This window comes from Afipia sp. GW823-FHT06G09, from assembly GCF_058794875.1.
The window spans coordinates 18,058-38,386 of record NZ_JBXAHF010000005.1; the positions used below are offsets into that span (position 1 = coordinate 18,058).

18 protein-coding genes are annotated in these 20,329 nt (G+C 62.1%); 8 read left to right on the forward strand and 10 right to left on the reverse strand.

The window, feature by feature from the left end; genetic code table 11:
- Positions 1–98: 98 nt before the first annotated feature.
- From AC1Q67_RS21090 to AC1Q67_RS21100, 3 genes are read left to right on the forward strand one after another with little or no spacing between them, the layout of a single operon-like run.
- Positions 99–512 (forward strand): Zn-ribbon domain-containing OB-fold protein, encoded by a 414-nt coding sequence (locus AC1Q67_RS21090; RefSeq protein WP_425993373.1) that lies wholly within the window; start codon positions 99–101, stop codon positions 510–512.
- A 4-nt stretch (positions 513–516) separates the two neighbouring features.
- A complete protein-coding gene (locus AC1Q67_RS21095) occupies positions 517–1,656 on the forward strand; it encodes a thiolase C-terminal domain-containing protein (protein ID WP_492237470.1) in 1,140 nt (379 codons plus the stop codon).
- 23 nt (positions 1,657–1,679) lie between these two features.
- Positions 1,680–2,600, forward strand: a complete 921-nt coding sequence (locus AC1Q67_RS21100; RefSeq protein ID WP_024573850.1) for an SDR family NAD(P)-dependent oxidoreductase — start codon at positions 1,680–1,682, stop codon at positions 2,598–2,600.
- A gap of 18 nt (positions 2,601–2,618) precedes the next feature.
- Here the strand turns inward: AC1Q67_RS21100 and AC1Q67_RS21105 are convergent, their stop codons facing one another.
- From AC1Q67_RS21105 to AC1Q67_RS21120, 4 genes are all read right to left on the reverse strand, one after another.
- Complete coding sequence (locus tag AC1Q67_RS21105) at positions 2,619–3,407, reverse strand: crotonase/enoyl-CoA hydratase family protein (RefSeq protein ID WP_492237469.1); 789 nt, start codon at positions 3,405–3,407, stop codon at positions 2,619–2,621.
- 23 nt (positions 3,408–3,430) lie between these two features.
- Positions 3,431–6,244 (reverse strand): phosphoenolpyruvate carboxylase, encoded by a 2,814-nt coding sequence (ppc, locus tag AC1Q67_RS21110; RefSeq protein ID WP_492237468.1) that lies wholly within the window; start codon positions 6,242–6,244, stop codon positions 3,431–3,433.
- 162 nt (positions 6,245–6,406) lie between these two features.
- Positions 6,407–7,945 (reverse strand): acyl-CoA synthetase, encoded by a 1,539-nt coding sequence (locus AC1Q67_RS21115; protein WP_492237467.1) that lies wholly within the window; start codon positions 7,943–7,945, stop codon positions 6,407–6,409.
- Positions 7,946–7,956: 11 nt separating this feature from the next.
- On the reverse strand, positions 7,957–8,769 hold the full coding sequence (locus AC1Q67_RS21120; RefSeq protein WP_492237466.1) for a crotonase/enoyl-CoA hydratase family protein: 813 nt from the start codon (positions 8,767–8,769) through the stop codon (positions 7,957–7,959).
- Between the two features lie 107 nt (positions 8,770–8,876).
- Here AC1Q67_RS21120 and AC1Q67_RS21125 point away from each other — a divergent pair, with 107 nt between their 5' ends.
- The 5 genes from AC1Q67_RS21125 to AC1Q67_RS21145 all read left to right on the forward strand — a co-directional run bounded on the left by AC1Q67_RS21125 (position 8,877) and on the right by AC1Q67_RS21145 (position 14,739).
- The gene (locus AC1Q67_RS21125; protein WP_492237465.1) at positions 8,877–9,749 is read left to right on the forward strand and encodes an SDR family oxidoreductase; all 873 of its coding nucleotides are present in this window, start codon (positions 8,877–8,879) and stop codon (positions 9,747–9,749) included.
- Between the two features lie 47 nt (positions 9,750–9,796).
- A complete protein-coding gene (locus AC1Q67_RS21130; RefSeq protein ID WP_492237464.1) occupies positions 9,797–11,023 on the forward strand; it encodes an ABC transporter substrate-binding protein in 1,227 nt (408 codons plus the stop codon).
- A gap of 132 nt (positions 11,024–11,155) precedes the next feature.
- Entirely contained in the window at positions 11,156–12,580 is a 1,425-nt protein-coding gene (locus AC1Q67_RS21135) for an amidase (RefSeq protein WP_492237463.1), read from the forward strand.
- Positions 12,581–12,648: 68 nt separating this feature from the next.
- A complete protein-coding gene (locus tag AC1Q67_RS21140) occupies positions 12,649–13,944 on the forward strand; it encodes an O-acetylhomoserine aminocarboxypropyltransferase (RefSeq protein ID WP_492237462.1) in 1,296 nt (431 codons plus the stop codon).
- Positions 13,945–13,947: 3 nt separating this feature from the next.
- Positions 13,948–14,739 carry an alpha/beta fold hydrolase gene (locus AC1Q67_RS21145; RefSeq protein ID WP_492237461.1) on the forward strand — a complete coding sequence of 264 codons (792 nt, stop codon included), beginning with the start codon at positions 13,948–13,950 and terminating at the stop codon, positions 14,737–14,739.
- On the opposite strand, the gene AC1Q67_RS21150 is transcribed toward AC1Q67_RS21145, so the two are convergent.
- The 6 genes from AC1Q67_RS21150 to AC1Q67_RS21175 all read right to left on the reverse strand — a co-directional run bounded on the left by AC1Q67_RS21150 (position 14,728) and on the right by AC1Q67_RS21175 (position 20,292).
- Entirely contained in the window at positions 14,728–15,435 is a 708-nt protein-coding gene (locus tag AC1Q67_RS21150) for an ABC transporter ATP-binding protein (protein ID WP_492237460.1), read from the reverse strand. The two genes, AC1Q67_RS21145 and AC1Q67_RS21150, sit on opposite strands and share 12 nt — an antisense overlap.
- Entirely contained in the window at positions 15,425–16,159 is a 735-nt protein-coding gene (locus AC1Q67_RS21155; RefSeq protein WP_024573839.1) for an ABC transporter ATP-binding protein, read from the reverse strand. The genes AC1Q67_RS21150 and AC1Q67_RS21155 overlap by 11 nt, the downstream gene beginning before the upstream one ends.
- A complete protein-coding gene (locus tag AC1Q67_RS21160) occupies positions 16,156–17,166 on the reverse strand; it encodes a branched-chain amino acid ABC transporter permease (RefSeq protein WP_492237459.1) in 1,011 nt (336 codons plus the stop codon). The genes AC1Q67_RS21155 and AC1Q67_RS21160 overlap by 4 nt, the downstream gene beginning before the upstream one ends.
- Entirely contained in the window at positions 17,166–18,044 is an 879-nt protein-coding gene (locus tag AC1Q67_RS21165) for a branched-chain amino acid ABC transporter permease (RefSeq protein ID WP_492237458.1), read from the reverse strand. The genes AC1Q67_RS21160 and AC1Q67_RS21165 overlap by 1 nt, the downstream gene beginning before the upstream one ends.
- A gap of 108 nt (positions 18,045–18,152) precedes the next feature.
- On the reverse strand, positions 18,153–19,400 hold the full coding sequence (locus tag AC1Q67_RS21170) for an ABC transporter substrate-binding protein (RefSeq protein ID WP_492237457.1): 1,248 nt from the start codon (positions 19,398–19,400) through the stop codon (positions 18,153–18,155).
- 67 nt (positions 19,401–19,467) lie between these two features.
- Complete coding sequence (locus tag AC1Q67_RS21175; protein ID WP_492237456.1) at positions 19,468–20,292, reverse strand: putative hydro-lyase; 825 nt, start codon at positions 20,290–20,292, stop codon at positions 19,468–19,470.
- Between the last annotated feature and the right edge of the window lie 37 nt (positions 20,293–20,329).

Consider the following 20,329-nt stretch of genomic DNA (forward strand, 5'->3'; position numbering starts at 1 on the left):
ATTCCCCGGCGCAGGAAGGCCACTTGCCTCGGCAGGGAATACCTGCATAAAGTTAATCGACCAATTAACAAAAGCCAACGATCAGGGAGAGACTGCAGATGGCTGCACCTTCGCGCGCCTTGCCGGTGCCAACGCCCGAAACCCAGCATTTCTGGGACGGCACACAGTCAGGGGAACTTCGTCTGCAGCGCTGCGACGATTGCTCGAACGTCTATTTTCCGCCTCGCCCGTTCTGCCCTTCGTGCGCCTCGCGCAAGGTCAGCGTGTTCAAGGCCAGCGGCAAGGGCAAGCTCTACAGTTATGTGATCAACCACCGGCCTGCCGCTCCGGGCTTCACGCCGCCATATGCGATTGCCGTCGTCGAACTCGATGAAGGCCCGCGGATGATGAGCAATATTCTCGACTGCCCGCAGACGCCCGAGGCCCTTGTGCTCGACATGAAACTCGAAGTCGCGTTCGAGAAAGTCAGCGACAAGATCACCCTTCCCCAGTTCCGTCCGGCGAAGGGTTAAGAGCATGCGCAGAAATCAGGTTGCCGTCGTCGGCGCGGCAGAGACCACCAAGCTTGGCGTCATTCCCGACATGTCGCAGATCCAGTTGCACGCGGATGCCGCACTGAATGCGCTGGCGGACGCGGGACTGAAGCTGTCGGACATCGACGGCATCGCGACTGCAGTCGAAACGCCCCAACAGCTCGCGCACTATCTCGGCATCACGCCGACATGGGTCGACGGCACGTCGGTCGGCGGTTGTTCATTCATGCTGCATGTCCGCCACGCCGCCGCGGCGATCGAGGCCGGACTGTGCAAGACTGTGCTGATCACCCATGCCGAGAGCGGCAAGTCGATGATCGGCAAGCTGCCGCGCTCGATTCCCGCCGACAGCCTGCAGGGCCAGTTCGAGGCCCCCTTCGGCGTCTACGGTCCGCCCAGCATGTTTCCAATTCCCGTACTGCGCTATATGAAAACCTACGGCATCACCCACGAGCAGATTGCGATGGTGTCGGTGGTTCAGCGTGAATGGGCCGCGAAGAACCCGCGCGCGATGATGAAGGACCCGATCACGGTCGAGGATGTACTCAACTCGCGGATGATCGCTTACCCGTTCCGCATTCTTCAGTGCTGCCTCGTCACCGATGGCGGCGGCGCGCTGATCCTGACCGGTGCCGACCGCGCCAAGGATTTTCCGCAGAAGCCGGTTTACATCCTCGGCACCGGCGAAAGCGTCGAGACGCCGATGGTCAGCCAGATGGAAACCTTCAACTCGTCGCGCGCTTTCAAGGTGGCGGGCCCGACCGCGTTTCGCGAGGCCGGCATTGCGCACAAGGATGTCGATCACCTGATGATTTACGATGCCTTTGCGCATCTGCCGTTGTTCGGCCTCGGCGATCTCGGCTTCATGCCGCATGAGGAAACCGGCAAGTTCATTGCCGACCGAAATACTGCCATCGGCGGCAAGCTGCCGATGAACACCAACGGCGGCGGCCTCAGCTACATGCATTCCGGCATGTACGGAATGTATGCCTTGCAGGAAAGCGTGCGGCAGATGCGCGGCATCGCACCTGCACAGGTGCCAGGCGCGAAGATATCGGTGTGTCACGGTGTCGGCGGCATGTTCGCCGCCAGCGGCACCATCATTTTCACCAACGAACGCTGACAGCGAAAACAGGAGTTACAACAATGTCGAACAAGAAGTCGCTGGACGGCAAGGTCATCGTTGTCACCGGTGCGGGCCGCGGCATCGGCCGCGAGATCGCCCTGCTCGCCGCCGCCGAGGGCGCCAAGGTGGTGGTCAACGATCCCGGTGTTGCGGCCGACGGATCGGGCACCAACGCCGCCCCCGCCGAGGAGGTCGTCGAGGAGATCAAGAAGCGTGGCGGCACCGCCGTCGCCAACTTCGAAACGGTGGCGGAAGCCATTCCAGCCAGCAAGATCATCAAGCAAGCCGTCGACACCTACGGCAAGCTGGACGGCGTCGTGAACAACGCCGGCATTCTGCGCGATGCGATCTTCCATCGCATGAGCATCGAGGCATTCGAGTCGGTCATCAAGGTTCACCTGCTCGGCTCGTTCTACACCTCACACGCTGCCGCCCGCATTTTCCGTGAGCAGGAAAGCGGCGCATTCGTCCACTTCACCTCGACATCGGGACTGATCGGCAACTTCGGCCAGGCGAACTATGCCGCCGCCAAGCTTGGCATCGTCGGCCTGTCGAAGTCGATCGCGCTCGACATGGAGCGCTTCAACGTGCGCTCGAACTGCGTGTCGCCGTTCGCATGGAGCCGTCTGATCGGCACCATTCCAACCGAGACCGAGGAAGAGAAGGCCCGTGTTGCGCGCATGCAGCAGATGGGACCGGAGAAGATCGCGCCGCTATCGGTGTTCCTGCTCAGCGACGCCGCCAAGGATGTCACCGGGCAGATCTTTGCCGTGCGGATGAACGAAATCTTCCTGATGGGCCAGTCGCGTCCGCTGCGCTCGATCCATCGCGACGGCGGCTGGACGCCGCAAACCATCGCCGAGCACGGCATGCCCGCGCTGAAATCGTCATTCTACAAGCTCGATCGCTCCGCCGATATCTTCTCGTGGGATGCGATCTAGGAGAACGGGCGGCCGGCCTTACTTGAAGGACCCGTGCCGTCCGGTGCCACTGGCGAAGCGCTTGGCGCCTTCCAGCGTCTCGCCGGACGCAATGACATCGAGACCGCCCTGCATTTCATCAAGGATGGCAGACGTCTCGTCGAGATCCCATTGACGCAGCGCCGAGCGCTTGTCGTTGCGCAGGCAGGCTTGCGGAAACTTCGCCAGATCCTGCGCCAATGCAATCGCGTGCGCACGCGCTTCACCCTTCGGCACAAGGCGGTTGGCGATCCCGATATCGAATGCTTCCTTCGCGTCGACCGGCCGCCCGGTGAGGATCAAATCCATTGCGCGGGAATGGCCTATCAGCCGCGGCAGACGGATGGTGCCGAGGTCGATCAGGGGGACGCCGAAGCGGCGGCAGAAGATACCAAAGGTCGCGCCCTCGCCCACCACGCGCATGTCGGCCCACAACGCCAGTTCCATGCCGCCCGCGACCGCATGGCCCTCTACCGCCGCTATCACCGGCTTGCTCAGACGCAAGCGGCTCGGTCCCATTGGCGCGATGGTGTCGTGTCCGCCAAGCTCGCGCTTTTTCTCGCGATCGCCGATCGCAACAGCTTTCAGATCAGCACCTGCGCAGAACGCGCCGCCTGTACCCGTGAATATGGCAACGGAAGAATCCGGATCGGCATCAAAGGCGCGAAAGGCATCGAACAGGCGGCGCGCCGTGGCGCCATCGACGGCATTCTTGCGCTCCGGCCGGTTGATGGAAACGATGGTAACGGGTCCTTCGTGCTCCACAAGAATGGTGTCAGTCTCGGTCATCGATACCTCCCGTTGTTTTTATCTTAGCCGCTGTTGCGTAGCCCCGCGGAAATTCCGTTGATGGTGAGCTGAATGCCGCGCAGCACCTGCTCATCCGTGCTCTGAGCCCGGTGCGCCTGAAGCAGTTCGACCTGCACATGGTTGAGCGGATCGAGGTAAGGGAAGCGATTGCGGATCGATCGTTCGAGCAAGGAATTTCCCTGCAACAGCCGGTCATGGCCCATGATGGTCAGCAGCGTTTCGATCGAGTCATGCCACTCGGAGCGGATACGGCCAAAGATGGTGGCGCGCAGCTTTTCATCCGGGACAAGGTCCGCGTAGCGCGAGGCGATGGCGATGCTGCTCTTGGACAGCACCATGTCCATGTTGGACAGCAGCGTCTGGAAGAACGGCCACTCGCGGTACAGTTCCTGGAGGAACGCGATGCCTTTGTCCGGATGCTGCTTGACCCAGGCATCGACAGCGCTGCCGAAGCCATACCAGCCCGGCAGCATCAGGCGGCATTGCGCCCAGCTGAACACCCAGGGAATAGCACGCAAGTCCTCGATCCTGCGTGTCTTTGTGCGCGAAGCCGGTCGGCTGCCTATGTTCAGCGTCGAGATTTCCGAGATTACCGTGGAAGCCCAGAAATAATCCTCGAAGCCTTCGGTTTCATAGACGAGGTTGCGATAGGCCGCATAAGCGAGGTTGGAGAGCTCCTCCATCGCGGCGATGTATTCATCGCGCGGCGCGGAATGTTTCGGCTGCAACAGGCTCGCTTCCAGCGTTGCCGCCGCGAGAATTTCGAGGTTGTGGCGGCCAACGTCGGCATTGGAGTATTTGCTGGAGATGATTTCTCCCTGCTCGGTGATGCGGATCTGCCCGTTCACCGCTCCGCCGGGCTGCGCCAGGATTGCGTCATAGCTCGGGCCGCCGCCGCGGCCGACCGAGCCGCCGCGCCCGTGAAACAGCCGCAGGCGCACGCCGTGGCGCTCGAACACTTCGACGAGACTGATCTCGGCCTTGTATAGTTCCCAGCCCGAGGTGACGAAACCGCCGTCCTTGTTGCTGTCCGAATAGCCGAGCATAACCTCCTGAAGGCCGCCCCGGCTGTCGACGAGGCGACGATATTCCGGCAACGAGAACAGGTTGTCCATGATCTGCGCGCACTGCCGCAGATCGTCGATGGTCTCGAACAGCGGCACAATGTTGAGACGGCTGGTGCCGTCCGGCGAGACGAGACCCGCTTCCTTCAGCAGAACAGCGACCTCGAGCAGATCCGACACGCCCTCGGTCATCGAGATGATGCACTGGGGAATGACAGCGCCGCCGAATGTCGCATGGGCTTCCGCAGCCGCGCGCAGCACGGCGAGTTCCTTGATCGTCTCTTCGCCGTACGCGACGAACGGCGACGCCAGCGGACGCGCGGTCCTCAATTCGCCGGACAGCAGCGCGATACGCGCCTCTTCCGGGATCTCCTGATAATTGGTGCCCGGTGCAGCCGCTTCAAAGAGTTCAGTAATGGTCCGTTCATGCACGGCAGAGTTCTGCCGCATATCAAGCGCCGCAAGGTGGAAGCCGAAGCAGTCCACCGCACGGCGCAGATGCCGCAGCCGTCCCCGCGCGATCACCAGCGAGTTGTTGGCGACTAGCGAGGCATGCAGCACATCAAGATCGCGCGCAAGTTCGTCCGGACCGGCATAGGCCGCCGCAGCGCCCACCGGCGGCCGGCTGGTTTCAATCTTCAGCTTCAAGGCGGTTGCCGCCAGCCGGGCGTAGATGCCGGAAACCGCAAGCCGATAGGGTTCGCCGCTGCGGTGGGGCGACGGGTCGGGGGACTGCCCTGCGAGAGCGCGCAATTCAGGCGACACGTCGGCAAGATGGGCCGCGAGTGAAAGCTCCGCGCCAAGGTCGTGCAATTCGGCAAGATAAAAACGAAGAATGCGCGTAGCGTGCAGGTTAAGAGCACCGCGCATCACCTCCGCTGTCACGAACGGGTTGCCGTCGCGGTCGCCGCCGATCCAGCTTCCCATTTTCAGGAATGTCGCAAGCTCCGGGACATCGTGCGCATCGACGGCCGTGCCGCCCTCTTCGGCCAGCCGGTCCTCAAGCGAACAGTGCAGCCGGGGCACTTCGCGCAGGAACGTATAGTCATAGAACGACAGGCCGTTGGAGACTTCGTCCAGCACCGTCAACTTGGTGCGCCTCAAAAGATTGGTCTGCCACAGCGTCACCACCGCACGGCGCAACTGCTCGTCACTCGCGGCGATCTCGTCGGCAGTCATCTGCGTGCGGTCGCGTATGTTGAGTACGGAGGCGATCTCCATCTCGCGGTCGATCGTACTCTTGCGGCGGACCTCGGTCGGATGCGCGGTGAGGACCGGGCTGACCTGCGCCTTGGCAAAGAATGCCCGCAACGCATCGGCATCGATGCCTGCTTCCTGCGCGCGCGCAAGCGCCCGCGTCAGGGTGCCAGGGCGCGCAGCGGTGCCTGCCATGTCCTGCGCGCGGCGCTGGCGGATATTGTTCTGGTCTTCCGCGATATTGGCCAGATGCGAGAAATAACTGAACGCGCGAACGATGCGGACGGTGTCGGCGATCGACATGCCATCCAGAATGGCCTCAAGCTCGCGGCGGGCCGGCTTGTCGTCATCGCGGTGGAAACGGATCGAGGTCTGCCGGATGCGTTCGACCAGATCGAAGACATCCGCTCCTTCCTGGTCACGGACGGTGTCCCCAAGAATTCGACCCAGCCGCCGGATATCGGCCCGCAACAGCGCATCGTCATCGGCAGCGGCCGGATCGGTCCCGCGAAGCTTCACGTCCCGAGTATCGGACTGTTTCGCTTCGTATGACATGACGCGATCCCGTGAGAGCTGTTCCCGTCCTCTCAAGTCGCAATTTTTGCGCACCGGCGCAAGCGGCGGATACCCGTCCTGCCTTTCCGCGCAACGATCTTGCGTTCGGCTAATGATTTTTTCGTATTTTCTTCACGACAGGCGGGCCCCGGTTGAAAAGGTCTAGATCCTGCGCCCGGCCCGCTCCCAGTAGGGATCGCGCAGCCGCCGTTTGAAGATCTTTCCCGAATCCTCGCGCGGCAAACCGGTCTGAATCTCGATGTGCTTGGGCACCTTGTAACCCGCCAGCGAAATCCTGAGTTGCTCACGGATCGCCGCGACGTCGAGCACGGCTCCGGGCTGCGGCTCCACCACCGCCATCAGCGCCTCGCCGAACTCGTCATCGGGAATGCCGAACACGGCGCAGTCGTGAACACCGGAAATTCCGTGCAGCACCGCTTCGATTTCCGCCGGATAGATATTGACGCCGCCCGAGATCACCATATCGCGTTTGCGATCGCAGATGAAAACGTAGCCGTCGGCGTCGATATAGCCGACATCGCCGCTGGTGATGAAACCGTCGCGCTCGATCTCGGACCGCTTCTCGGGCCGGTTGTGATAGGTGAAGTCGGGGTTCGCGGCGATGCGCGAGTAAATCTCGCCGATCTCGCCCTGCGGCAATATCCGGCCATCCTCGCCGAGAAAGCGGAGTTCAGTTCCCGGTGAAATCTTGCCCACCGTGCCCGGTTTCTTCAACGCATCTTCCGAGCTCGCGAATGTCACCGCGCCGGATTCCGTGCTGCCGTAGAACTCAAAAATCACCGGACCGAACCATTCGATCATTGCCCGTTTCACATCCGCGGGGCACGGCGCAGCCGCGTGGATGACGTGACGCAGCGACGAGACGTCGTAGGACTTGCGGACGTGCTCCGGCAGCTTCAGAAGCCGGGTGAACATGGTCGGCACCATGAAGACGTTGTCGATCTTCTGTTGGTCGATGATGCGCAGAAACTCCTCGGCCTCGAAGCGCGGCATCAGGATCGTCACATCACCGAGCCGCCCGGCACGCAGGCCGAACGCGTTCGGCGCCGAATGATACAGCGGCCCCGGCAGCAAAGCGCGCACACCCGGCTTCAGTCCGTAGATCAGCGCGCGCATCGCTTCCATCGACGCACTCTGCTCCGGCGTCGGCGCATAACGCTTGACGCCTTTGGGATGCCCTGTGGTGCCGGACGTGTAAATCATGTTTTGCGGCTGCGGCAGTGCGGGTCCATCGTAGGGCGTCTGCTGCGCAAGCCATGTATCGAAATCGAGTGTTCCGTGCGCCGTCGCGCACAACACCGCATCAATCCGGTATGCCGCAACGATTTCCGGCGGCGGCGGCAAGCTGAGCATCGTGACGCCGACAGGAACGACGCCGTCGAGCCCGTGTAATAGATCAGCATGGCCGATCAGAACGCGCGCGCCGGAATCGCCCATGACGTAGGCGATCTCGTCCGGCCTGAAGTGCCAGTTGATCGGCACGGCGTAAGCGCCGAGCGTCATCACCGCATAGGCCGTCTCAAGAAACGCAATGTCGTTGCGCATCAGGATGCCGACGCTGTCACCTTGCCTGATGCCGAGCCGTTCGAGCCCGCCCGCGATCAGGCGTGCACGTTCATTCACCTCGTCACGGGACTTGCGGCGCCCGCCGCTGACGATGCCCGTCGCTAACCCCGACATGCCGCAGCCGTTCAATTCGAGCCGTCGGCAAACTTCGGCGCGCGCTTTTCGATATTGGCACGCACCGCCTCTGTCTGGTTGGGCGATCCCATCAGCTTCATCTGCTCGACGGATTCCGCCAGCAGCGCCGGGCCGGGATTGGCCGTTGAGAGATTGTTCAGCATCCGCTTGATGGCGCGGATGGCATCCGGACTCTTGCCGGCGATCTCGCGCGCGGTTTCCAGCGCGACCGAACGGGGATCGTCGCAAATCCGCGTGGCCAGACCGTAGCTCATCGCGTCCTGCGCGGAGAAAATCCGGCCAGTGAAAGTGAGGTCGCGCAGAATATCGTCGCGGACCAGACTGGCGAGAATCGGCGTTCCCGCCATGTCGGGCACCAGCCCCCATTTGATTTCCATGATCGACATGCGCGCGTCCGGCGCGAGAAACCGCATATCGGCGCCGAGCGCGAGCTGGAAGCCGCCGCCAAATGCAACGCCGTGCACAGCTGCAATCACCGGAACCGGCAGCTGCCGCCAGCCCCACACCGCCTGCTGCGAATGATTGGTCAGGCCGTGAGTCCGCTTGGCGAGATCGCGCAGATCGCTGGAGCCGCCGCCCATTGCGGCAAAACGCCCCATATCGAGCCCGGCGCAGAACGCCCGTCCCTCGCCGGACAGCACCACCGCGCGCAAGCCCTTCTCGGTCTTGAGCCGCGCCGCTGTATCCACCAGCGCATTGAACATCGCCGCGTCGAGCGCGTTCATCTTGTCCCCACGGACCAGACGGACGTCGGCGACCCCCTCCGACATCGAAACCGTGATGCGATCGTTTGCGGCAGTCATGGCGTTTCTCCTGTTGTTTTTGATCTCTTCTCTTTACAGGATTAGCGCATGCTGTTTTAATTAATCAACTAACTAATGAAGAAAAGCAATTCTGGGAGGATTGCACCATGTTCACAGATCGACTTCTCGCGGGCCGCAAGATTCTGGTGACCGGTGGCGGCACCGGCCTCGGTAAGGCCATGGCCGCCAGGTTCCTCAGCCTTGGCGCGGAAATCCACATTTGCGGACGCCGCAAGGGCGTTTGCGAGGAAACCGCCGCCGAACTGATGAAACTTCATGGCGGCAAGGTCACCGCTCACGGGGTGGACATTCGCGATGCCGCCGCCGTCGATGCGATGATCGAAAGCGCATTCCAGGACGGCCCGCTCACCGACCTGATCAACAATGCCGCGGGCAACTTCATTTCGCGCACCCAGGACCTGACGCCGCGCGGCTTCGACGCGGTCGCCAACATCGTGATGCACGGAACGTTCTACGTCACCCACGCTGTCGGCAAGCGCTGGATCGCCGGCGGCCATCGCGGCAATGTCGTGTCGATTACAGTGACATGGGTGCGCAACGGCAGCCCTTACGTCGTCCCCTCAGCCATGAGCAAATCCGCGATCCACGCCATGACCATGTCGCTGGCGACCGAATGGGGACGCTATGGCATTCGTCTCAACACCATCGCACCGGGCGAAATCCCGACCGAAGGCATGAGCAAGCGCATCAAGCCCGGCGACGAAGCCGGTGCGCGAACCATCGCTATGAACCCGATGGGCCGCGTCGGAACCATGGAAGAATTGCAAAACCTCGCAACGTTCCTGATTTCCGGCGGCTGTGACTGGATCAACGGCGAGACCATCGCAATGGATGGCGCGCAGGCGCTGGCGATGGGCGGCAATTTCTACCAATTGCGCGACTGGAAGGATTCCGACTGGAGCGCAGCACGCGACGCCATCATGGCGCAGAACGAAAAGGACAAGGCGAAGCGCGCGTAGCGCCTTGCCCCGTCCACAAACAAAAAAACAAACAGGGAGACCACTGAATGCGCTTGACGAAACCGCTATGCGCCGCCGTTGCCGCAGGATTTCTGATTGCCGCGACCGGGAGTGCGATGGCCCAGAAAAAATACGATACCGGCGCGACCGATACCGAAATCAAGATCGGCAATATCATTCCCTACAGCGGTCCCGCCTCGGCCTATGGCGTCGTCGGCAAGGCGATGGAAGGCTATTTCAAAAAGATCAACGACGAGGGCGGCATCAACGGCCGCAAGGTCAACTTCATTTCGTATGACGACGCCTACAGCCCGCCGAAAGCGGTGGAGCAGACCCGCAAGCTGGTCGAAAGCGACGAGGTACTGCTGGTGTTCGGCGCACTCGGCACGCCGTCGAATTCTGCAATTCAGAAATACATGAATTCGAAGAAGGTGCCGCACCTGTTCCTCGCCACCGGCGCTACCAAATGGAATGATCCGAAGGCGTTTCCATGGACCATGGGCTGGCTGCCGAGCTACCAAAGCGAGGGTCGCATCTATGCGAAATTTCTCCTGAAGGAGAAGCCCGACGCCAAGATCGCCGTGCTCTACCAGAACGACGATTTCGGCAAGGACTACCTCAAGGGTATCCAGGACGGTCTCGGCGCCAAGAAGTCCATGATCGTTATCGAGGAGAGCTACGAGCTGTCCGAACCGACCATCGACTCGCACATCGTCAAGATTAAATCCCTGAACCCGGACGTTCTCGTGATCTTCACCACGCCGAAGTTCGGCGCGCAGACGATCAAGAAGGTGGGCGAACTCGGCTGGAAACCGATGCAGATCATCACCAACGTCAGCGCCTCGACGGCAACCGTGATGAAGCCTGCCGGATTTGATAACGCGCAGGGGGTCATTTCCGCAGCCTACGCCAAGGATACATCGGACCCGCAGTGGAACGACGATCCCGGCATGAAAGAATACAAGGCCTTCCTCGCCAAGTATGTCCCGGAAGCAAACGTCGCGGACAGCTCCGCTCTTACAGGCTACAACATGGCGCAGACCATGGCCGCAGTGCTGAAGCAATGCGGCGACGATCTCACCCGCGCCAATGTCATGAAGCAGGCCGCCAGCATCAACGGCATCCAGCAAGGCGGCATGTTGCCCGGCGTCCTGATCAAGACCAGCGCGACGGACTTCTCACCCATCGAGCAGTTGCAGTTGATGCGCTTCAAGGGCGAGCGCTGGGAGCTGTTCGGCGCTGTGATCGACGGCGAAGCCGGAGGCGAGCGGTAAGCCCGCGACCATGCGCATCGCGCTGACGTGACCTGAGTTGAGCGAGGCGGATATCGCCTAATTTCGCCTCGCCATTGCGATGCCTCCCGCTATATTGGCCACCCAAGAAGCCAATGAGCGGGAGGCGATTTCGTGGGATCCAGTGAAGAACTCGTGCGGGCGACGGCCTGCGACATCGTCGAACGGCTCCGCAAGAACGAGATTACGCCCCACGATCTGCTCGATGCGCTGGAAGCTAGAATTCGCAAAGTGGACGGCGGGGTCAACGCCCTCCCCATCCTCTGCTTCGACCGCGCCCGCGACCACGCCGACAAGCTGATGAAGAAGCCGGCCGCCGAGCGCGGCCTGCTTGCCGGTATGCCGGTGCCCATCAAGGACCTGACCGATGTCGCAGGTGTGCGGACCACGCAGGGTTCGCCGATTTTCAAGGATGTCGTTGCGGCCAAGTCCAACATCGTGGTCGAGAACCTCGAAACCAACGGCGCGATCGTCTACGCCAAATCCAACACACCGGAATTCGGAGCCGGGGCGCAGACCTTCAACGACGTGTTCGGCGCGACGCTCAACCCGTGGAATCTATCCCGCTCCGCATCCGGCTCCTCGGGCGGTGCCGCGGCAGCACTTGCGAGCGGCACGGCTTGGCTCGCCCACGGCACCGACGTCGGCGGCTCGCTGCGCAATCCCGCCAGCTTCTGCGGCGTGGTCGGCATGCGCCCCAGCATCGGCCGAGTGGCGCATTCGCAAGCCGCAAAGGTCGATCGCACGCTGAGCGCTGATGGTCCGATGGCCCGGAACGTCGAGGATTTGGCGCTGATGCTCGACGCCATGTCCGGCGAGCATCCGGGCGACGCGCTGTCCCTGCCTCGATTGCCGACATCGTTTCTCTCCGCCGCGCGATCCGGCGCGAAGCCGAGGCGCATTGCCTATTCCGCCACCCTTGGCATTTCGCCCGTCGACCCCGAGGTCGCCGAGATCACGCGCAAGGCCGCGCAGCGCTTTGAAGAGGTTGGCGTCATTGTCGAGGAGGCCCATCCGGATTTCAGCGAGGCGGTCGCCTGCGCCCATGTGCTGCGCGCCTACGATTATGTCCTGACCAAAGGCAAGCTGCTCAAGTCTCACCGCGACCAGTTGAAGCCGGAAGTAATCTGGAACATCGAGGAAGGTCTCAAACTGACGCTCGCGGACATCGAACGTGCCGAGGCCCAGCGCGTCACACTGATGAACCGTGCCCTCGCCTTCTTCGAGACCTACGATTTGCTGCTCTGCCCGACCACCATCGTCGCGCCGTTCCCGGTCGAGCAGCGCTATCTCGCCGAATGCAACGGCGTGAAGTTCGACAACTACGTCGGCTGGCTCGCCATCGTGTCCGCCATCACCGTTGCCTGCTGCCCGGGTCTGTCGATTCCGTGCGGGTTCACCCGCGAGAACCTGCCGGTGGGATTGCAGGTCGTCGCGCCACCTCGCGGCGAGGCCCGGGCGCTCGCAGGCGGCAAGCTGCTGGAAAATATCCTCGGGCTTGGCGCCATCACTCCGATCGATCCCCGGCCGGGCAAGTGATCCCGAAGCGGCCTTGCAATCGACCGCCCTGCGTGAAAGATACGGCACCCGGCAACCAGAGAAGATAAATGGCAGCGCCAAAACAACCTGCGTTCGATACGCTCAGCCTGCATGCGGGCCAGCATCCTGATCCGGTCACCGGCTCGCGCGCCGTGCCCATCTATCAGACGACGTCCTACGTCTTCCAGGATGCCGATCATGCTGCCGCGCTGTTCAACCTCGAACGCGCGGGCCACATCTATACCCGCATTTCCAACCCGACCATTGCGGTGCTGGAGGAACGGCTCGCGGCGCTTGAAAACGGCGTCGGCGCGGTCTGCACCGCCAGCGGCATGGCCGCGCTGCATCTGGCGATTGCAACGCTTCTCAACGCCGGCGATCACATCGTCGCGTCCGCATCGCTCTATGGTGGAACGATCAATCTTCTCACCCATACTCTGCCGCGCTTCGGTATCACCACGACCTTCGTGAAGCCGCGCGACCTCGACGGAATCCGCGCCGCGATCAAGCCGAATACCAAGCTCGTGATCGGCGAGACCATCGGCAATCCCGGCCTCGAAGTACTGGACATTCCTGCGGTCGCAAAGATCGCGCACGACGCGGGCATTCCGCTGCTGATCGACAACACGTTTGCGACGCCCTACCTCTCTCGCCCGATCGAGCTCGGCGCAGACATCGTGATGAACTCGATCACCAAGTGGATCGGCGGACACGGCATTGCCATCGGCGGCGTCATCGTTGACGGCGGCCATTTCGACTGGGAGAAGTCCGGCAAGTTCCCAACGCTGACCACGCCCTATGCTGGCTATCACGGCATCGTCTTTAGCGAGGAGTTTGGCCCGCAGGCATTCATCATGCGTGCCCGCGCCGAAGGCCTGCGCGATTTCGGCGCGTGCCTGTCGCCGACCAACGCATTCCAGATCCTGCAAGGCGTCGAGACCCTCCACGTCCGTATGCAGCGCCATGTGGAGAATGCCGTCGCCGTTCTGGAATTTCTTAGATCGAACAAGGCCGTCGAGTGGGTGCTGCATCCCTCCCTCGACAATCATCCTGACCATGAGCTTGCCAAAAAACTGCTGCCGCGCGGCGCGGGCTCGATCATCACCTTCGGCATCAAGGGTGGGCGCGACGCAGGCCGCAAGTTCATCGAGGCGCTGAAACTCGCCAGCCATCTGGCAAACGTCGGCGATGCCAAGACGTTGGTCATTCATCCCGCCAGCACCACGCATCAGCAGATGAACGCCGAACAGTTGAAGGTCGCAGGAATCGGCGAAGAACTGATCCGCCTGTCCATCGGCATCGAAGCCGCCGAAGACATCATTGGCGACCTCGGCCAGGCACTGCGCTTTTCACAGAAGGCTTGAGACATGATTTTGACTGTGGACGGCGCCAAGGTTTTCGCGACAACGGGCGGCAAGCCATTCAATCCGGAACTTCCGCTGGTGGTCTTTCTGCACGGCGCGGGTTTCGATCATTCGATGTGGGCACTGTTCAGCCGGTGGTTCTCCCATCATGGCTACAGCGTGCTGGCGCCGGACCTTCCGGGACACGGACGCTCCGAGGGCGAGCTCATCACCTCGATTCCGGGAATGGCGGACTGGACGATCCGTCTGATCGAAGCCGCCGGTGCGAAGAAGGCCGGCCTGGTCGGCCATTCTATGGGCTCGCTGATTGCACTCGACGCGGCGGCGCGTCATCCGGACAAGGTCTCCTCTCTCTCGCTGATCGGCGTCGGCGGTGCGATGCCGGTGTCCCCTGACCTGCTCAACGCAGCGAAGGACAACAACCACGATGCCATCGACATGGTGTCGATCTGGGGTTTCGGATTCGCGGCTGGTCTGGGCGGCTCACAGGCACCGGGCCTCTGGATGATGGGCGGCGGCATGCGCGTGCTGGAGCGCGACGCACCCGGCGTGCTCCACAACGATCTCGCGGCCTGCAACGACTACAAGGCGGCAATGGAATCCGCGGCGAAGGTTACCGCCCCCACCACGCTCATCCTTGGCGAGCGCGATATGATGACGCCGCTCAAATCGGGCAAGCAGCTTGCCGCCGCCATTGCGGGATCAAAGCCTGTGGTGCTGCCGGGCGCGGGTCACATGCTGACGGCGGAGCGGCCGGATGCTGTTCTGAAGGCGCTGATCGCATCACATGCCTAGGTAGATGCGCCGCACTTCCGGGTTGGACTTGATGTCGGCCGCCGGACCGCTCATCACAACCTTCCCGGTTTGCAGCACATAGGCGCGGTCGGAGATTTCAAGACTCTCCGACAAGCGCTGCTCGACCAGCAGGATGGTCACTCCGTTATTGCGGATTTGCTGTACCGCCTGGAAAATTTCGTCGACCAGCTTGGGCATGATGCCCTGCGACGGTTCATCCAGCATCAGCAGACGCGGCCGCGTCATCAATGCGCGGGCAATCGCCAGCATCTGCTGCTCCCCACCCGACAGCGTTGCCGCACGCTGCGACAGGCGCTCTTCGAGACGCGGAAACAGCTTGAACACGAATTCCAGCGGGCTGTCGCGATCCGGGCTGCCGCGATGCAGGTAGCTGCCAAGCCGCAGATTGTCCGCCACGCTGAGCCGCGGAAACAACCGCTTGTTTTCCGGAACGAAGGCCAGCCCCCGCGCGGTGATCAGATGCGCCGGAATGGTGTCGATCCGTTCGCCAACGAAATTGACCGCCCCTGATTTCGGCTTCTCCATTCCGGCGATGGATTTCAGCAAGGTCGATTTGCCAGCTCCGTTCGCTCCCGCAACCGTGACAATCTCGCCGGAATCGACGTTGATCGAAATATCCGAAATCGCGATCAGACCGCGATAGGCCGTAGTGAGGTTTGCGACATCAAGCAACACGATGACGATCCCCCAGATAGGCCGCGATCACCTTCTCGTCGCGCACGACTTCCTTCGGCAGTCCTTCTGCCAGAACCTTGCCGAGATGCAGCACCACGGCACGGTCCACCAGCGGCATCACCACTTCCATGACATGCTCGACCATCACCACCGTGACGCCGGTCTCCCGCACCTTGCGGATCAATTCGACGCCAGCCGCCGCCTCACTCGGCGTGAGGCCCGTCAAAACTTCATCGAGCAGCAACAGCTTCGGTTCGGTCGCCAGCGCGCGCGCAACTTCAAGCCGGCGCTTCTGCGGCGGCGTGAGATCCGCCGCGGAGGCATCGGCATGGGCCGCAAGACCGACATAGTCGAGCACATCGAGCGCCTTGGCGCGGGCCTGCAATACGCCCGGATAGCGCACAAACGCACCGACGGTGACATTCTCGACCACCGACATGGAATCGAACGAGCGCGGCACCTGATACGTGCGCGCAATGCCGAGATCGCAGCGGTCGGCCGCAGGCAGCGGTGTGATGTCCCGCCCGTCGAATTCGATGACGCCGAAGGACACCGGAAACGCCCCTGCGATCAGGTTGAACAGCGTCGACTTGCCCGCACCGTTCGGACCGATCAACCCAAGGATTTCCCCGCGCTTGACGTCAAGATCGATGGAGTCGTTAGCAACAAGGCCGTCGAAACGGCGTGTCACGCTGCGGCAAGTAATCAGCGGAGCCTCGCTCATGACGCCGCCCCGCGCGCAGCCGGCGGCTTGATGATGCTGAGAATGCCCTCGGGCCGCGTCAGCGAGACGATCATGACAAGCCCGCCGTAGATAACGAGATCGAGACCCGAGCCCGACCCGCCCAGATATGAGCGTGTCAGTTCGGCCAGCGGGATCAGGATCAGCGCGCCGATCGCCGGCCCCCATAGCGAACCGACGCCGCCGAGCACGGCGGGCAGCGCCATCAGCAGCGAAAAGCGGAAATGCATCACGCTATCCGGATCGATATAGGAGACGAATGCGGCATAGAAGCCGCCGCCGACTGCGGTAAAAAATGCCGAGATCGCGGCGGCCGCCATCTTGGAGTGGAAGATCGTAACGCCAAGGCTTTCCGCCGCCTCCGCGTTGTCCTTCACGGCGCGCCACCAGTAACCCCACTTCGACTCGACGATGGCGAATGTCACCAGCCAGGTCACCGCGAACAATGCGAGGGCGAAATAGAAGTACGGCGCCTTGTCGCGCGCAAACTGCAAGGTCCACCATGAATCCGGCGTAAACGGCCACTGGATGCCGAGCGCGGCGCCTGCGTAATCCCAGTTATGAAACAGCAGCAGGCCGATCTCGGCGATGACGATGGTCGCAATCGAGAAATAGTGCCCCTTGAGCCGGAAGCACGGATAGCCGAGCGCCAGCGCGATCAGCGCGGCGATAATCCCGCCCGCGAGTAGTCCGCCCCACGGGGTGATGCCGAATTTCACATAAAGAATGCTGGTCGCGTAAGCGCCTATCCCGAAATACAGCGCATGTCCGAGCGACACCTGACCGCAGTAACCGCCGAGCAAATTCCAGCTCTGAGATAGCGCTGCGAACAGCAGCGTCAGGATCAGCACGTTCATCATGTAGACATCGGTGACCAGACGCGGCACCAGCGCAATCACCGCGAACACGGCGAGCGCCGTCAGAAGTTGCCGCCGCCGGCCAGCGACAAATGACGACATCGAGGACGTGGTGACAGCGTTCTGGGTCATCACAGCCTCCCGAACAGGCCGCTCGGCCTGATAAACAGGACCAGCAGATAGAGTGAGTAGACGCCGACCGATTTCAGCGATGCCGGAAGGATCAGCGTGGTCAGCGCCTCAACCAGCCCGACGATTACACCGGCCACGAGTGCGCCGAAGATGCTGCCGAAGCCGCCGAGCGCAACCGTGACATAGGCGATCAGCGCAAAGGTGCCGCCGACCTGCGGATGGATGTAGTAGAAAATCGCCAGCACAGCGCCGGCGATGCCGACCAGCGCGGCGCCAAGCCCCCACCCGAGCGCGAACACACGGTTGCGGTCGATGCCGACCAGCGCCACCGCCCCCTGATCCTCGCGCGTGGCTTCAAGCGCCTTGCCAAAGTCGGTGCGCGTGATCAGCCAGTAAAGACCGGCGAACACCGCCAGCGAGACCGCCCCGCCGAATATCTGCGGCCAGGGCAGAAACACGCCGCCTAGATTAAGCGTCTTGCCGCCGAGCCAGGTGTTGGCGATGTTGCGGTAGTCCGGCGTGAAAAAGTACTGCGCCAGTCCCTGGATCAGCAGAGCGAGGCCGAAGGTCGCGAAAATCTGCACCATGCCGGGGTTTGCCTTGGCGCGCATCGCGTAGCGGATGATGCCGGCGTACACCGATACCCCGAGCACGAACATCAGCGCCACCACCAGCGGCGCCAGCACGACAGGATCGAGCGCGGTCATGAGCACCAGCCCGAAGGTCGCATACATAGCGAGCATCAGGAATTCGCCGTGCGCGAAGTTGACCACATCCATCAGACCGAAGATCAGCGACAGGCCGACCGCGATCAACGCGTAGATCAGCCCCATCAGAAGGCCGCTCGCGATCACTTGAAGAAAAGCCTGTGTCGTCACCGGAAGCAATCCATCGCGGAAAGGTGCAAGGCGGCCCCGCCGCCGGGAACTACGGATCGTAGCATTCAGGAAAAAGGCGCTGCCTTGAAGACAGCGCCTTGTCGCACCTCAACCGTTCATCGGCCATTTCGGCTCGGCGATTGCCGCCTGCGCCGGATACACGGTGATGAATTTTCCGCCGAGATATTGCAGCAATACAGGGTCAGCGTCGTCGTTCTGGCCCTCAGCGGTGAACTTGATGCGCTTCCACGGCATGATGGTCTTCTCGCCGGGCGTATCGGTGGCCGCCAGTGCCGCGCGGATTTTCTCGCCGTCGGTGGACTTCGCCCGATCGATGGCATCCGCAACCACCAGCAACGCGGTCAACTGCCGCGAGGTGTTGTCGTTGAGGTCGCGGTTGGCGCGCGCCTTGAACATATCATTGACCTTTCCGACCGACGGGCGCTTGGCGGCGAGATCGAGCGAGAAGCTGGCGCGCGAGATCATGCCGTTGAGCTTGTCCCCTACCGCGTCGAAGGTCGCCTTGTCGGAAAAGCCCGCAGCCTGCGCGAGAATGTTGTTCGGCTTGTAACCGAGTTCATCCATGGTCTTCATAAGAAGAATCGTATCGGTGGTGTAACTCGACGGCAGCAGCACATCAGGATTGGCGCTCTTGATCTGCTGCACTTCGGCGGTCAGCGACGGCGAAGAGGCGCGATACTTGATGTCGACGGCTACCTTGTAGCCCCGGTCTGCGGCGAGCTTGCGCTGCACGTTAGACGAGTCGGTGCCGAAAATCGTATCCTCGAAAAACAGACCGACGCTGTCGATCTTCTTGCCCTTCTTCTTGAGCGCATCCATGAACTCGAACATCGCGAGCGAGAACATTTCGTCGTGCGCGGCGGGGCGGAAGAAGAACTTCAGGCCACGGCGATGCAGGCTCGGCGATGACGAGTCGGCGGCAACATAGGGAATGCCGTAGCGCTCGCAGGATGCACTGACCGTTGCCGACACCGACGAATGGAAGGCGCCGCAGATGGCGACCACCTTGTCCTGTGTGATCAGGCGCTCGGCTTCGGCGCGGCCCTTCTGCGGATCGCCCTGATGGTCGGCGAACACCAGCTTGATCTTGGCGCCGCCGAGACCCGCAAGGCCCGCGTTCTTGGCCATCGGAAGATCGAGATCGTGCGACCCGTTGACGATGTCCACCGCGGTCTCCAGCGCGTGGCGCGCATCGGCGCCGATCTGGGCGGTCGGCCCCGTCAGCGGCCAGATGCAGCCGATCAGCACTTCGCCGCCTTGCGCGACGGCGCGCGTTCCGACAGCACCGGCCAAAGACAACGCAACACCGGACAACAACACTTCGCGACGATTCATCGACAATACTCCTGTGTGTGACGAAGCCTTATGTCAGGCAAAGGCTTGGCGGCTGGTTGAGCAAACTTCACTGAATCGAAAATTCCGAATTGCGAGCGTCCGTCACCAGCATATGGCCCGGCGCATGAGTGATCGCGAAGTCAGGCCGCGATTGCAGAATGACCGATTGCGGTGTCACTCCGCACGCCCAAAATACCGGCACTTCATCGGGCTGAATGCTTACTGCGTCACCATAGTCAGGCTTGGAAATATCCTTGATGCCGATTTGCTCCGGCTTGTCGAAATGCACCGGCGCACCATGCACAGCCGGAAAACGAGTGGTGATCTGAATCGCCCGGATCGCTTCCGCAGGCTTGAACGGCCGCATCGACACCACCAGAGGCCCCGCGAACGGACCTGCGGACGCGCAGGCAACGTTGGTGCGGTACATCGGGACGTTCCGCTTTTCCTCGATGTGGCGAATCTTCAATCCGTCCGCGATCAGCGCTTCCTCGAACGAGAACGAACAGCCGATGACGAAGGCAACAAGATCATCGCGCCAGTGCGCCATGATGTCGGTCGGCTCTTCAACCAGCTTTCCATCGCGCCAGATCCGGTAGCGCGGCAGATCGGTGCGCAGATCGAGATCGAGGCCGAGCGCCGGAATGCGCGGATCGCCGACTTCCGACATACCGATGATCGGGCATGGCTTGGGATTGAGCTGGCAGAACCGGTGGAACGACGAAGCGAGTTTTTCCGGGAGGATGGCGAGATTGCCCTGAACGAAGCCCGGCGCGACGCCGGCGGTGACCCCCACCTTGCCGGACCGATAGGCCAGCCGCGCGTCCCGGCTCGGGAGATCGACGCCAGAGCGCTGACCGGTTGGAGACATCTGTTGGGCTGCCGAAAGCATAAGACCACTCCATTTCTCACAGAAAAGAGTGGATCAT

Excerpts from the sequence above, each read along its gene's own strand:
- AC1Q67_RS21090 (WP_425993373.1), top strand. The coding sequence starts at position 99 with ATGGCTGCACCTTCGCGCGCCTTGCCGGTGCCAACGCCCGAAACCCAG.
- AC1Q67_RS21095 (WP_492237470.1), top strand. The coding sequence starts at position 517 with ATGCGCAGAAATCAGGTTGCCGTCGTCGGCGCGGCAGAGACCACCAAG.
- AC1Q67_RS21100 (WP_024573850.1), top strand. The coding sequence starts at position 1,680 with ATGTCGAACAAGAAGTCGCTGGACGGCAAGGTCATCGTTGTCACCGGT.
- AC1Q67_RS21105 (WP_492237469.1), bottom strand. The coding sequence starts at position 3,407 with ATGACCGAGACTGACACCATTCTTGTGGAGCACGAAGGACCCGTTACC.
- ppc (WP_492237468.1), bottom strand. The coding sequence starts at position 6,244 with ATGTCATACGAAGCGAAACAGTCCGATACTCGGGACGTGAAGCTTCGC.
- AC1Q67_RS21115 (WP_492237467.1), bottom strand. The coding sequence starts at position 7,945 with ATGTCGGGGTTAGCGACGGGCATCGTCAGCGGCGGGCGCCGCAAGTCC.
- AC1Q67_RS21120 (WP_492237466.1), bottom strand. The coding sequence starts at position 8,769 with ATGACTGCCGCAAACGATCGCATCACGGTTTCGATGTCGGAGGGGGTC.
- AC1Q67_RS21125 (WP_492237465.1), top strand. The coding sequence starts at position 8,877 with ATGTTCACAGATCGACTTCTCGCGGGCCGCAAGATTCTGGTGACCGGT.
- AC1Q67_RS21130 (WP_492237464.1), top strand. The coding sequence starts at position 9,797 with ATGCGCTTGACGAAACCGCTATGCGCCGCCGTTGCCGCAGGATTTCTG.
- AC1Q67_RS21140 (WP_492237462.1), top strand. The coding sequence starts at position 12,649 with ATGGCAGCGCCAAAACAACCTGCGTTCGATACGCTCAGCCTGCATGCG.
- AC1Q67_RS21145 (WP_492237461.1), top strand. The coding sequence starts at position 13,948 with ATGATTTTGACTGTGGACGGCGCCAAGGTTTTCGCGACAACGGGCGGC.
- AC1Q67_RS21155 (WP_024573839.1), bottom strand. The coding sequence starts at position 16,159 with ATGAGCGAGGCTCCGCTGATTACTTGCCGCAGCGTGACACGCCGTTTC.
- AC1Q67_RS21160 (WP_492237459.1), bottom strand. The coding sequence starts at position 17,166 with ATGACCCAGAACGCTGTCACCACGTCCTCGATGTCGTCATTTGTCGCT.
- AC1Q67_RS21170 (WP_492237457.1), bottom strand. The coding sequence starts at position 19,400 with ATGAATCGTCGCGAAGTGTTGTTGTCCGGTGTTGCGTTGTCTTTGGCC.
- AC1Q67_RS21175 (WP_492237456.1), bottom strand. The coding sequence starts at position 20,292 with ATGCTTTCGGCAGCCCAACAGATGTCTCCAACCGGTCAGCGCTCTGGC.